Source organism: Aeromicrobium sp. (assembly GCF_050700635.1).
Lineage (GTDB): Bacteria > Actinomycetota > Actinomycetes > Propionibacteriales > Nocardioidaceae > Aeromicrobium.
In genome coordinates this window covers 1-12,189 of sequence record NZ_JBOHDT010000154.1, presented here as the reverse complement: position 1 = coordinate 12,189, position 12,189 = coordinate 1, and the positions used below count along the sequence as shown (strand labels likewise).

At 69.5% G+C, this 12,189-nt stretch carries 14 protein-coding genes and 1 pseudogene; 5 read left to right on the top strand and 10 right to left on the bottom strand.

Annotated elements, in window-relative coordinates:
• The 3 genes from ACRDPN_RS11800 to ACRDPN_RS11790 form a co-directional block, all read left to right on the top strand.
• Positions 1-758, top strand: a 758-nt coding sequence (locus ACRDPN_RS11800) for a helicase-related protein (RefSeq protein ID WP_431447966.1), incomplete at its 5' end; no start/stop codon positions are given.
• A 43-nt stretch (positions 759-801) separates the two neighbouring features.
• The gene (locus tag ACRDPN_RS11795; RefSeq protein WP_431447963.1) at positions 802-1,866 is read left to right on the top strand and encodes an alpha/beta hydrolase; all 1,065 of its coding nucleotides are present in this window, start codon (positions 802-804) and stop codon (positions 1,864-1,866) included.
• Between the two features lie 27 nt (positions 1,867-1,893).
• Positions 1,894-2,748, top strand: coding sequence for an Fpg/Nei family DNA glycosylase (locus ACRDPN_RS11790; protein ID WP_431447969.1), 855 nt, complete (start codon positions 1,894-1,896; stop codon positions 2,746-2,748).
• Between the two features lie 4 nt (positions 2,749-2,752).
• Here ACRDPN_RS11790 and ACRDPN_RS11785 read toward each other — a convergent pair whose 3' ends face one another.
• From ACRDPN_RS11785 to ACRDPN_RS11775, 3 genes are read right to left on the bottom strand one after another with little or no spacing between them, the layout of a single operon-like run.
• Positions 2,753-3,580, bottom strand: a complete 828-nt coding sequence (locus tag ACRDPN_RS11785) for an EamA family transporter (protein ID WP_431447960.1) — start codon at positions 3,578-3,580, stop codon at positions 2,753-2,755.
• A 38-nt stretch (positions 3,581-3,618) separates the two neighbouring features.
• Positions 3,619-4,272 (bottom strand): response regulator, encoded by a 654-nt coding sequence (locus ACRDPN_RS11780; protein ID WP_431447958.1) that lies wholly within the window; start codon positions 4,270-4,272, stop codon positions 3,619-3,621.
• Positions 4,269-5,390, bottom strand: a complete 1,122-nt coding sequence (locus tag ACRDPN_RS11775; protein ID WP_431447955.1) for a sensor histidine kinase — start codon at positions 5,388-5,390, stop codon at positions 4,269-4,271. Before ACRDPN_RS11775 ends, ACRDPN_RS11780 begins: the two co-directional genes overlap by 4 nt.
• Positions 5,391-5,526: 136 nt before the next feature.
• Between ACRDPN_RS11775 and ACRDPN_RS11770 the strand changes: the two genes are divergently transcribed.
• Positions 5,527-6,216, top strand: coding sequence for a hypothetical protein (locus ACRDPN_RS11770; protein WP_431447952.1), 690 nt, complete (start codon positions 5,527-5,529; stop codon positions 6,214-6,216).
• A gap of 36 nt (positions 6,217-6,252) precedes the next feature.
• The gene (locus tag ACRDPN_RS11765; protein WP_431447949.1) at positions 6,253-6,882 is read left to right on the top strand and encodes a hypothetical protein; all 630 of its coding nucleotides are present in this window, start codon (positions 6,253-6,255) and stop codon (positions 6,880-6,882) included.
• Here the strand turns inward: ACRDPN_RS11765 and ACRDPN_RS11760 are convergent.
• From ACRDPN_RS11760 to ACRDPN_RS11730, 7 genes and pseudogenes are all read right to left on the bottom strand, one after another.
• Positions 6,862-7,521, bottom strand: coding sequence for a class I SAM-dependent methyltransferase (locus ACRDPN_RS11760; protein ID WP_431447946.1), 660 nt, complete (start codon positions 7,519-7,521; stop codon positions 6,862-6,864). The two genes, ACRDPN_RS11765 and ACRDPN_RS11760, sit on opposite strands and share 21 nt — an antisense overlap.
• Before the next feature lie 17 nt (positions 7,522-7,538).
• Positions 7,539-8,126: a TetR family transcriptional regulator gene (locus tag ACRDPN_RS11755; protein WP_431447943.1), complete on the bottom strand. Its 588-nt coding sequence runs from the start codon at positions 8,124-8,126 to the stop codon at positions 7,539-7,541.
• Positions 8,123-8,902 (bottom strand): ABC transporter permease, encoded by a 780-nt coding sequence (locus tag ACRDPN_RS11750; RefSeq protein ID WP_431447940.1) that lies wholly within the window; start codon positions 8,900-8,902, stop codon positions 8,123-8,125. Before ACRDPN_RS11750 ends, ACRDPN_RS11755 begins: the two co-directional genes overlap by 4 nt.
• Positions 8,899-9,615: an ABC transporter ATP-binding protein gene (locus tag ACRDPN_RS11745; RefSeq protein ID WP_431447937.1), complete on the bottom strand. Its 717-nt coding sequence runs from the start codon at positions 9,613-9,615 to the stop codon at positions 8,899-8,901. The genes ACRDPN_RS11750 and ACRDPN_RS11745 overlap by 4 nt, the downstream gene beginning before the upstream one ends.
• Positions 9,616-9,664: 49 nt before the next feature.
• Positions 9,665-10,564 carry an Abi-alpha family protein gene (locus ACRDPN_RS11740; protein WP_431447934.1) on the bottom strand — a complete coding sequence of 300 codons (900 nt, stop codon included), beginning with the start codon at positions 10,562-10,564 and terminating at the stop codon, positions 9,665-9,667.
• Positions 10,557-11,873 carry a hypothetical protein gene (locus tag ACRDPN_RS11735; RefSeq protein ID WP_431447931.1) on the bottom strand — a complete coding sequence of 439 codons (1,317 nt, stop codon included), beginning with the start codon at positions 11,871-11,873 and terminating at the stop codon, positions 10,557-10,559. The genes ACRDPN_RS11740 and ACRDPN_RS11735 overlap by 8 nt, the downstream gene beginning before the upstream one ends.
• 30 nt (positions 11,874-11,903) lie before the next feature.
• Positions 11,904-12,189: pseudogene (locus ACRDPN_RS11730) on the bottom strand (transcriptional regulator); the annotation flags it as partial.

Genomic DNA, 12,189 nt, shown 5'->3' with positions numbered 1-12,189 from the left:
ACCGCCTGCTTGCCGCGACGCCGTCCGACGGCCAGCGCCTGCTGCTGTCGGCCACCCTCGACGGCCCGGTCGACAAGCTCGTCCGCCGACACCTGCCCCAGCACCGCCGCCACGAGGTCGATCCCGTCGACCAGCTCTCCGACACCACGGAGCACCACCTGCTGGTCTCCGAGCAGACCGAGCGTCTCTCGGTGGCTCGTGACCTCGTGACCGCCAACCCGCGGTCCATCATCTTCACGCGCACCCGGCGCGGCGCCCAGCGGCTGGCCCGCCAGCTCAGCACCGGCGAGGTCGTGGCCGTCGACCTGCACGGCGACCTTTCGCAGGGTCAGCGCGAACGCAACCTCAAGCGGTTCCGCTCCGGCGCCGCGTCCGTCATCGTGGCCACCGACGTCGCCGCCCGCGGCATCCACATCGACGGCATCGGCCTCGTCGTGCACTACGACGCTCCTGCCGAACCGAAGGCCTTCACCCACCGGTCGGGTCGCACGGCGCGAGCCGGCGAGTCCGGCGCCGTCGTCACCATGACGACGCCCGCCGCTCTCGACGACGTGCTGCGCATGCAGAGCAAGGCCGGTGTGGCCGCGCGACGTCACGACGCCCGTCGGGCGCCACGACCCCTCACCGTCGAGGCACTCGCCGACAGCGGCCAGGAGGCAAGCGTGGTCCCGGTTCGCCCCTCGTCGAACAGCCGGAACGCGGGCAAGAACCGCAACCGGAACCGGAATCGTCGACGCCAGCCACAGCGAGTGCGCTGACCCGTTCTCTGACCTTCACCTGATGGGCTGCCACACTCGGCCCGTGGCCCTACCGACCCTGCGCATCCCGCACGACCTCGGCGCCGCGGCGACGAACGTGCGCGACAAGGTTCGCCGCGAGCCCATCGCCGATCTTCGTCTGACTCCCCGAGCGTTGGTGGAGCGCACGGAACACGCGGCGCTCTACCGCTACGACTCCGTTCCGGGCGTCGAGCAGCATGGCAAGCCGCTGCTCCTGGTGCCGCCGCTCGCCGCGCCCGCTCTCGCATTCGACCTGCGACGCGGCTGCAGCGTCGTCGAGTACTTCATCGAGCAGGGTCGGCCTGTGTACCTCGTCGACTACGGGCCGGTGAACTTCGGGCACCGCGGCCTCGGCATCGAGCACTGGACCGACACGGTGCTGCCGTGGGCGGTCGAAACCGTCACGAAGGACGCCGGGACAGACGTGCACCTGGCCGGCTGGAGCCTCGGTGGCATCTTCACGATGTTCACCACGGCTGCGCACCCAGAGCTGCCCATCGCGTCGGCCACGGCGGTCGCGAGCCCGTTCGACCTCCACGCGGTGCCGATCCTGGCCATCGCGCGGCCGCTCAACCGGGCCGGCGTGCGCATCGTCCACAGCACCTACCGGCTCGCCGGCGGCATCCCGGCGCCGCTCACCCGCCTCGGCTTCCAGCTGTCGGCCATCGACAAGTACCTCACCAAGCCGATCGCGATGCTGATGAATGCCGACGACCGCGACTTCCTCGCCCAGCTCGAGGCGGTCGACCGGTTCATGGGCAACATGTACGCCTACCCGGGCCGCACGTTCGGGCAGCTGTACCACGTGGTCATGCGCAGCAACGAGTTCGCGACCGGCACGATGCAGCTCGGCGGGCGCGCGGTCGAGCTCGCCACGATCGACAAGCCCGTCCTCGTCGTCGCCGGTATGAACGACACCCTGGCCCCGATGCCGGCCGTCACCCACCTGCTCGACCTCGTCACCGGCTCGCCCGACGCCGACCTGGTCACGGCTCCCGGTGGTCACCTGGGCGTGCTGACCGGTCGCGCCGCGCGCAGGACCACCTGGCCGAACATGCAGGAGTTCTACACGCGTCACGACGCCTAGCCGTTCTAGGCTTGGCCCGTGCCCGAGATGCCCGAGGTGGACGCGCTGGTGGCCGACCTCAACGGTCGAGCTGTCGGTGCGGTCGTCGCCGAGATCGAGCTGGCGTCGATCTCGGTGCTCAAGACGTTCGATCCGCCGGTCAGCGCTTTCGCCGGGCTGGAGGTCACCGGCGTCGAGCGGCATGGCAAGTTCGTCGACCTCGATGTCGACGGACTGCACCTCGTCATCCACCTGGCCAAAGCGGGATGGCTGCGGTGGTCCGACCACCTCTCCGACAAGCGTCTGAAGCTCGGCAACGGGCCACTCGCCGTGCGGGTGCGGCTCGACGCAGGTGACGGCCCGCACGTCGGGTTCGACCTCACCGAGGCAGGCACCCGCAAGGGCCTGGCCGTCTACGCGGTCCGCGACCCGCAGGACGTCCCGGGCATCGCCGCACTCGGTCCCGATCCGCTCGCCGACGGCTTCGAGCTGGCTCCGCTGCTGGACGGGCGACGCATGCAGGTCAAGCGCCTCCTGCGCGACCAGAAGGTCGTCGCGGGCATCGGCAACGCGTACAGCGACGAGATCCTGCACGCGGCCAAGCTGTCGCCGTTCGCCATCGCGACCGACCTCCACGACGAGCAGGTCACACGTTTGGAAGCGGCGATGCGTGAGGTGCTGGGGGAGGCCCTGGCCGAGGCGCACGGCAAGCCGGCCGCAGAGCTCAAGGACGACAAGCGCAGCCGCATGCGCGTGCACGGCCGCGCGGGCGAGGCCTGCCCGGTGTGCGGCGACACCGTGGCCGAGGTCGTCTTCGCCGACTCGTCGTTGCAGTACTGCCCGACATGTCAGACCGGGGGCAAGCCCCTCAAGGACCGCAGCACCAGCAAGTTCCTGAAGTAGGAGCTCAGCCCAGGGCGACGAGGGTGACGGAAGCGACTGCGAAAGCCAGTCCCACGCCCTGCCATGCGTGGATCTTCTCCCGCAGGATGACGGTGGCCAGCGCGACGGTGCCGGCCGGGTAGAGCGCGGCGATCACGGAGACGACGGACAGGAGTCCGTACTGGGTGGCGTAGAGGAAGGCGCCCGTCGCGGTCGCCCCCAGCGGCCCCATCCACAGGGCCCGCCACGGTGCTCGTCCGCGCGGGACGAAGTCCTGGCGCAGCACCACCGCCGTCATGATCACCGCGAGGACGGCGAACGCCTGCGCGAGCGCTAGGGGCATCAGCCCCGCGTCGCCGCTCATCTGGCCGATGCAGGCGAACAGCGCACCGAAGCCGAGCCCGGCGAGGATCCCGTCGATGACGCCGCCGCGATGGCTCGGGTCCTCGTCGACGACCAGCGAGATGAGGTACATGGCCGGGAAGGCGCAGATGATGCCGATGACGGCCAGCTGGCTCGGCCGGTCGCCGGTCACCAGACCGACAGCCACCGGTACCAACGCCGAGCCGACTGCTGACAGCGGCGCGACCACACCCATGCGGGCGCCGGCGAGCCCGCGGTAGAGGAACACGGCGCCGAAGCCGCCGCCCAGGCCGGCGAAGGCGCCCCACATCCAGTCGCTCGCGGTCGGTGAACCGCCGAAGACCAGGGCGATCAGCACGTTTGACGCCGTCGACGACATCTGCGCCACCACGGCAACCTGCCATGGACTCGCGCGCTTGGAGAAGATGCCGCCGAGGAAGTCCGAGACGCCATACGCCATGGCCGAGAGCAGAGCCAGGACGATCGCCACGGCTGCAGGCTAGCCGGGAGGCCCGAGCGTCTCGGCGATCACCCGCCCGGACGGACCAGGCCGCACTCGTACGCGGTCACGACGGCCTGTACCCGGGTGGTCACGCCGAGCTTGGCCAGCACCCGGTTCACGTGCGTCTTCACCGTGGCCTGGGCGACCACCAGCTCGGCAGCGATGTCGTCGTTGGACAGTCCGTGCGCCATCAACACGAGCACCTGACGCTCGCGTTCGGTCAGCTCACCCAGCCGCTGGGGTGGATCGTCGGACGGCGGCGGATGCCGGAGGTACTCCTCGATCAACCGTCGGGTCAAGTTCGGCGCGAGCAGCGACTCGCCCGCGCAGACGGTCCGGATCCCCTCGACCAGCCGGTCCGGTGGCGTGGCCTTCAGCAGGAATCCGACCGCCCCGGCTTCGAGCGCCTCGTAGACGTACCGATCCAGGTCGTAGGTGGTGAGCACGAGCACCTTGCTCGGCACCTCCGCGGCCACCAGCTCGCGGGTGGCCGCGATTCCGTCGAGCACCGGCATCCGGATGTCCATCAGGACGACGTCGGGCGTGGTCCGCCGCACGACGTCGACCGCCTCCCGTCCGTCGCCTGCCGTCCCGACCACCTCGCAGCCCCGAGCCTCGAGCACGAGCTGGAGTCCGGAACGAACCAGCTCCTGGTCGTCGGCGACCACGACGGTGGTCACGAGGGGTGCTCCCGAGCCAGTGGGATCCTCGCTTCGACCACGAACTTCCCGTTCTGTCCCGTCCCGCGCTCCAGCGTGCCTCCGAGCAGGTCGATCCGCTCGGCCATGCCGAGCAGGCCCAGGCCGGCACCGTAGCCGGTCGTCGTCCCGACCGGGTTCGTGCACGAGATCCGCAGGTGGTCGTCGTCGGTGTCGATGACGAGCTGCACGTGGCCCTTCCCGTACTTGAGGGCGTTGGTCAGCGCCTCCTGGACGACTCGGTAGGCGGAGACGTCCACGCCGCCGGGCGCCGGCTCGGTCGGGAGGTCGAGGTCAGCCTCGACCTGGAGACCGCCGGCACGGAACGACTCGACAAGAGTCGGGACGTCGGCGAAGCCGGGTGCCGGCCGCAGCCCGAGCTCGTCCGACTCGTCGCGGACGAGGTGAAGCAGGCGACCGGTCTCCGCTAACGCCTCTCTACCCGCTTCGGCGACCGAGGCGAGGAGCTCGGACGCCTTGTCCGGGTCGCTGCGAACGAGGTCCTGTGCGGCGGCGGTCTGCACGACCATGACGCTGATCGAGTGGGCGATCACGTCGTGCAGCTCACGTGAGATGCGAGCACGCTCCTCGGTGACGGCCTGCCGCGCGATCATCTCCTGCTGCGCGGCGAGCGTCCGGCCCTGCTCATCGAGACGCCGGACGATCCGGCCGAACACGTACGGAGGCACGGCCAAGGAGAGAACGAAGACGACATCGGTCCAGTCCTGCTCGCGCGTGTCCACGAGGGTCGAGGTGACGAAGACCAGGACGAGAACGACGATCAGGGCAGCCACGCCACGCAGGTCGCCGATGCGTCGTCCAAGGCTGAAGATTCCCAGGATGTAGAAGAGGATCGGCGCGGCCGCGTCGTTCATCTCGGTGCCGGTCAGCGGAATGGCCACGAGCGCGACGGCCGCGGCCGGGGCGACCACGAGGGCGTAACGCCGGCGGAACACCAACAGCAGTGCCGCAACCGCCTCGAGTGCCACGGATGCAGTCCACCCACGGCTCCCGAGCGAGGCCAGCTCGGCAGCACCGAGCGTCAGCAAGAGCGCCGGCAGCCAGGCATCGCGCCACCCGACGGGGCCATCCTCGTCCACGCCTCGAGCGTACGGCCGCTGACGGGCCTTGTGCGTCAACCTGCGGGTGGAGACGAGGTCCGACTCCAGGGTTGACGACTCGAGGTGTCCGGACGGACGACGCTCGAGGTCAACATTCGAGCATGGAGGAGAACTCATGGACGCACGACAGCAGACGATCGGACGGTTCGCCTGGGTGATGGCCTGGGTCGGACTCGTGGTGGGGCAGCTACATGCCCTGTCGCGGTTCGCGACCGCCGACGGCAAGGAGGACCTGGAGCTCCCGCTCGTGGCAGCCTGGGCCGAGCCGGCCGCGGACGTGCTGAGCCCACTGCTCACCTGGGCGAACCCCGACATCGTCTACATCACGTACGGCAAGATCTGGTTCCCCGTCTTCGTCGCGTTCACCCTGGCCGCGTTCGTCGTGTACCAGCGCCGCCAGCCGGGCGGGTTCGAGAAGTGGGTGTGGCGAGTCGCGCTCGCGGGATACGTCGTGGCCTGTGCCGGGGTATTCCTCGACTATTGGACGCAATGGACCGGGGACTACAACGGTGATGGCATCGAAGCCACCTTGTTCACGGCCGGCTGGTTCGTGTCCGTTCCCGGGCTGCTCGTGACCCTCCTCGGCTCGACCGTTCTCGGCGTCACCCTGCTCGTCAAGCGGTTCCGGCCGGTCATCCCGGCCGTGCTGCTGGCGCTGATGATCCCGATGGCGGTCGGGATCCTCATGGTCACCTCGTTGGGCAGCGCCGCGCTGCCGGCGATGTTCGCCTTCGGCATCTTGGGCCGCCGGATCGCCAGGGCGGAGACACCAGAGCCGTCGCACCGCGGCGCACTGGTCGCCTGACCCTGACGGCTGGACCCGCGCACCTAGACTCGACGCATGCAGAGACGCAGGCCGTCGTGGGGTGCGCGGGCCAACCGGGGCATCGAGGACATGGCGTCGCGCGTGGACGGTCAGACCGGTGAGGTCGCCCAGCACGCGACCGCCGTCATCGTGCTCGGCTTGCGGGTGCTGCGCATCCCGACGCTCCTGGTGCTCATCGCTCCCATCCCGTTCATCGTGGCGACGCTGCTGCTCGCACTGAACGCCGAGGGTGCCGGGCGCGTGATCGGCCTTGTCTTGGGGCTGCTGATGGCGGCGGTCTCGCTCGTGTTCGGGGTGCGTCGTCAGCGCATTCTCCGGGCGGTCGAGGAACCGAGCGCGCTGGCCACCGAGCTCGGCATCGCCGTGAGCCTCAGCGGCAAGGTCGACGAGACCCGCACCGCCCTGACCCAGTTCGCGGGTGCGGGAGGGTGGCGCGTCATGTCCCGCCTGCGCGGTGTGTGGAGCGGAGTGAGCATGACCGGTCGCTGGATCGACGAAGTCGGCGACCTTCCCCGTGCCCGGTACTTCGTGCCGCCCAGGATCGGCACCACGGTCACCCTCGCCATCGCGGCACTCTGGCTCGTGCCGATCTCCGCTGTCGTGGCCCTGTTCGCGGTGATCGGCTCACTCGCCTCCGCGATCTGACGCTTCGAGGCCGACCACGCGCCAGCCGAACCCACGCCACCGATACGTGTCGCGCATTCCTGCTCGCGCCAGCACGGCCATCATCTCCGCCGGCGGGTGGGCAAAGCTCCGGAACGTCTCTCCTCTCCACTTCCTCCCTTGGTTATCCAGCCACAGCGCGGCCCTCGACACGACGTTGCGCGGCGGATGGCTGAACACCAGCACTCGTCCCGCCTTGCTTGCCGCGGCTCCGAGCAGCCTTGCGTGGTCCGGGTAGCAGCAGACCACCCGGTGCAGGACGACGATGTCTGCCTGCTCCACCGCCTCGGGCTCCTGCGCCACGTCCAGGAACCTGCGGTCGACGCGGTCTCGGAGGCCGGCGGACTCCAGCAATGACGCCGCTTCGTCCTCGTAGCTGGTCGAGATCTCCAGATTGGTCGCTCGACTTGCCCCGCGCCGGAGCAGCTCGACGTGGATGTCGCCGATCCCGCCACCGATCTCGAGGACGGTCGCACCCTCGACTCCCTGCTCGGCCAGGAACGAGACGATCGCTCGTGAGGGACGGCTGAGTCCGCGTCGGCGATAGCGCCTGGAGAGCCGGCGTGCGAACCGGCTGTCGAACACCGAGTCGTAGCCGTTCGGCTCGCAACAGTCCGCCATGCCTCAGTATGCGCCGGTCAGCCGTCCATGAGTCGCTGAAGCGACGGTGCGTAGCGACCCACCACGTCGTCGACGCTGGTGTCGGGCAGCGGGTCGAGCAGCACGACGTAACGCGCGAGAGCCATGCCGATGAGCTGGGACGCCACGAGTGCGGCACGCAGCTTGCGCTCGTCGCCCTCGAGTACGTCGGCGACCTTGTGCGTCACCACGTCACGCATGAGCTGGACCATCGGCACCTGGGCATCGGCGCTGGCGAGCTGGGTTCGGACCAAGGCGCTGAACGCGTCGCGGTGCGGGTCCCACGCCGTGAGGAAGGTGCGGAGCAGCCGCTCACCCATGCCGTCGACCCCGCCCGCGACGACGCCGGTGATTTTCTCGATCGGGTTGACCGGGAGCTCCATCGTGGCCACGAGAAGCTGCGACTTGTCACCGAAGTAGTGGCTGATGAGACTCGCGTCGACGCCGGCCTCTCGGGCGATCGACCGCAGGGACGCGCCGGTGTAACCCTGGCTGGCGAACTGCGAGCGGGCCGCGTCGAGGATGGCGGCGCGGGTGTCGCCGGTCGATCCGCCGGCCGGACGTCCGCGCTGGCGTCGCTGACTCACGGCATCCGGCGGCGAAGAGTCAGCGAGGCGAGCGCGATGGACACGACGACGAACCCGACCAGCACAATGAGGTCGCGGGTCATCGTGCCGTTGAACGTGTCAGTGTTGTTGAGCTCGGTGAAGGCGTCGGTGGCGTAGCTGAGTGGGAGGACGTCGGAGATGAGCTCCAGCACGCGCGGCATCTGGTCGCGCGGCAGCAGCAGGCCGCATAGCAGGACCTGCGGCAACACGATGAGCGGCATGAACTGGACGGCCTGGAACTCGTTGGTGGCGAACGCGGACATCATCAGTCCGAGCGCGGTGCCCAGCACGGCGTCGACGATGGCGAACAGGCCGATCGCCCACGGGATCTGGACGTCGAGGCCGAGCAGCCAGATCGCGACCGCCGAGCTGACCAGCGACTGCACGAGGGCGGCGACACCGAACCCGAGTGCGTAGCCGCCGATCAGCTCGCCACGGCGCAGGGGAGTGGTCAGCAGACGTTCGAGGGTGCCGGACGTGCGCTCGCGGACCATCGTCACCGACGTCACGAGGAACATGATGATGAACGGGAACAGCCCGAGCATCTGCGGACCGATCCGGTCGAAGATCATCGGTGTGCTGTCGTAGACGTAGCGGAACACCAGCAGCAGCACCGAGGGCATCAGCACGATCAGGGCGACGCTGCGGTGGTCGTGGCTGAGCTGCTCCAGCACGCGGCGGGCGCAGGCCAGGGTTCGGCCGATGCCGACGCTGCGTCGGGCCTGGTGGGTGTGGGGGGTCGTCGTGGTGGTCATGCCGCAGTCCTTTCTGCGAGCACGAGGAAGGCCTGTTCGAGGTCGTCCGTCTCGGCATCCCGGCGCAGACCGTCCGGCGTCTCGTCGGCGATCAGCTCGCCGTCGCGCATCAGCAGCACCCGGTCGCAGCGGCCGGCCTCGTCCATGACGTGGCTGGAGACGAGCAGCGTGCGACCATCGGCGGCAAGGTCGTTGAACAGCTTCCACAGGTCGCGGCGGAGCACCGGGTCGAGGCCGACGGTCGGCTCGTCGAGCAGGTACACGTCGGGGTCGGCGAGCAGCGCGGCGGCCAGCGACACCCTGGTGCGTTGACCGCCGGACAGCTCGCCGGTGAGCGCGCCGCCGCGGTCGGTGAGGCCGACCGCTTCGAGGGCCCTTACGACGTCCGCGTCGCTGCCGCCGCACAGGGCGGCGAAGTAGTCGAGGTTCTGCCGGACGGTCAGGTCGGGGTACACCGAGCTGGACTGGGTGACGTAGGCGACGCGGGCCCGGTTGACCGCCGAGCCGGCAGGTCCGCCGAGAACCGTGACGTGCCCGCTCTCGGTGATCTGGATGCCGGCCATGCACCGGATGAGCGTCGTCTTGCCGCAGCCGCTCGGACCCAGGAGTCCGGTGACCGAGCCGCTCGGAATCGTGACGTCGAGCTTGGGGATGACGAGGTTGCCGCCTCGTCTCACCCGGAGGGCTCTCACCTCGATGGCGTTATTCATCATGCGTTGAATATACGACCGTGAGGGGGCTGGCGTCAAGGGATCAGTGGCGTCAGGCGTCGCCCAGGGTTGGCGGTGCCACCGTGTCGTCCACGGCCGGCTGGGCGTGCTTGGGGAGGTTGGCGACGTCGACGGCGTCGAGCACCAGGCAGGCCCGGCAGAAGTCCTCGCCGAACGGGGTCAGGTGGATCGACCGCCGCACGATCTTGGCGTAGCGCACGGAGTGCATGGCCTCCAGCACGTCGGGCTGCGCCTCGACGACCTGGTACTGGTGCACGTCGCGCAACGTCTCCCGGGAGAACCAGACCAGACCGAGACGGAACAGGTTGTTGAGGTAGGCGGGAACCTGGTCGGAGTAGCGCAAGCCGGCGCGCGAGCCGATCATGGTCAGCCCGGGCGCGATCAGGCGCGAGCTGAGCATGCCGACCGGCCCGCCCGTGCGGACGTCGACGCTGGGCTGCGGCCCCTTGCTCAGCAGCAGCATCAGGACTCGCCCCTCGTCGGGAGCCAGCTCGCTCAGGATCCGTCCGTAGGCGGGGTGAGCCTCCTCGTCGTTCCAGACGTCGCGGGAGCGACGCATCAGGTCCGCTCCGCTCTCCTTCAGGGTGGGCAGGCTGAGCTGCCGGTTGTTCGGGTGCGAGCCGGCGACGAGGCTGCGGACCGCGCCGGTGGCGACACGCAGGAGCTCATTCGACGACGTCACCTCGTCGAAGCGGCGGGCCACGCCGGTGCTCTCCGCGAGCGAACGGGCCGCCCGCTCGACGTCCTGGGCCAGGCCACGGGCCGGCTCCGGCGTCAGGGCGACGATGAGTCGGCGACCGGTCTGCACGTAGGTCTGGATGCCGAACTCGGCCGTGCGCAGGGTCGCTGAGGCCGCGAAGCGCAGCACGCCCAGCAGCTCGTCGGCGTCGTCCCCGCTGTCGTCGATCGAAGGACCGTCGTGCTCAGCCACCGGAGACCCCGAAGATCGCGAGGTGGAGGAAGCCGCCGGCCAGACCCATGATCGCCCCGTGCGCGTAGAGCATCCACTCATCCTCCTTGATCGCCGAGCGCAGCATCTCGACGAAGTCCTTGTAGGGCAGCTCTTTCGTGCGCCGGGCGAACAGGGTGCGGATCTTGTCGCTCTGGCGCTTCGAGAAGGCGGGATCGCGGAACGGGGAGATCGTCCGGTCGACCGCCTCGGAGGCGAACGATTCGCGGATCGAGTCGAACTGGCGGGAGCCGACGGCGACCCGCGCGGCCGCCTTGGCCGGACCCGCGGCCCGGTCGATCGCCGGACGCATCGCCGCCGCCAGCATCTGCCGGGTGCGATCGCCGCGGGGGCCGTCCATCAGCGTGTTGCCGATGTTCTCCAGGGTGACGACGTCGTCGGCGATGATGCCCGCGTAGACCTCGGCCACCTCGGGTTGCCGGCGCAGGAACAGGCCATGCATCTTGACCGGGCCCCACGTGGTGGGCTCGACGGGCTCGAAGATCAGCTTCATGCCGAGCAGGTTCGTGGTCCAGCCGACGATCACGCCGAGGATCGGCAGGAGCCACCACTGATGCAGCGTGACGTCGATGAGGGCGACCGGGATGCCGAGCAGGAAGCCGAAGACGAAGCCGACGTTCACCATCAGCCGCAGCTCCCTCTTGCCGATGTCGCGGAAGATTCGGACGACGAGCTCCGGGTTCTTCTCGAAGTGGTCGATGACCATCAGCTTCGGATCGAGCAGCTGGTCGATGTGGACGCCGATCTCGGTGGTGATGCCCGTGACGATCTTGGGCAGCTGGCTCTTGACCCGGTCGTAGACGGCTTCCTTGATCCGCGGTGACAGCGTGTCCCACAGCTCGGGCTGCTCGCGCTGCATGACCCCGTCGACGACCTCCGGGATCTGCGGCTCGAACAACAGGACCATGTGCTCGGCGATCTGGTCGGGCTCGAGCTGCTGGTAGAACTCCGCCGCCGTTCCGAGCTTCGAGATGGCCTTGTCGGAGGCGATCGACCCCATCTTCGCGGCGCGGGCCGGGACGATGCCCTGCCAGCCGATGCGACCCTCCATGATCCCGGGCACTTCCTGGATCTTGCGCGGCACCAGCGTCGCGAGCTCCTTCAGGCCGGGCACCCGGAACCCGTAGAACCGGATCGGGCTGAAGAGCATGATCAGCCCGGTCCAGTTGATCAGCCACCCGACGACGGCGGTGAAGACCGGGATCGAGGCGAACGCCACCCAGTCGAAGCTGTCGCCTCCGGTGGCCTCCAGGAGCGTGAGCGGATGCACTGCGGCAGCGTATCCCAGTCGCGCGGGCGGTTACCTGGATCGCGTGAGCGTGACGCAGCAGCGTCCAGCGGCCGGGTCGAGATGCGCCTCGACGTTGCCCGGGCCGATCTCGTCGACGAGCCCCTCGACGAGGGCCAGGTTCATCCGGCACACGAGGTCGGTGTGGGACTCCGCGAGGGCGTGGAACGGGCAGTTCGTGAGGGTGGCGGCACCGGACTCGATGCGTGGCTCGTACCCGTGCTCGGCCAGCGCGGTGCAGGCGGTGCTCAGCGCATCGGCCTTGCGGGTGCCGGCCGTCGGGCGCGCGGCCTGCGCC

What these genes read in the sequence shown, in the direction of transcription:
- ACRDPN_RS11745 (WP_431447937.1), bottom strand. Translation starts at nt 9,615, where the DNA reads ATGATGAATAACGCCATCGAGGTGAGAGCCCTCCGGGTGAGACGAGGC.
- ACRDPN_RS11770 (WP_431447952.1), top strand. Translation starts at nt 5,527, where the DNA reads ATGGACGCACGACAGCAGACGATCGGACGGTTCGCCTGGGTGATGGCC.
- ACRDPN_RS11765 (WP_431447949.1), top strand. Translation starts at nt 6,253, where the DNA reads ATGCAGAGACGCAGGCCGTCGTGGGGTGCGCGGGCCAACCGGGGCATC.
- ACRDPN_RS11760 (WP_431447946.1), bottom strand. Translation starts at nt 7,521, where the DNA reads ATGGCGGACTGTTGCGAGCCGAACGGCTACGACTCGGTGTTCGACAGC.
- ACRDPN_RS11790 (WP_431447969.1), top strand. Translation starts at nt 1,894, where the DNA reads ATGCCCGAGGTGGACGCGCTGGTGGCCGACCTCAACGGTCGAGCTGTC.
- ACRDPN_RS11750 (WP_431447940.1), bottom strand. Translation starts at nt 8,902, where the DNA reads ATGACCACCACGACGACCCCCCACACCCACCAGGCCCGACGCAGCGTC.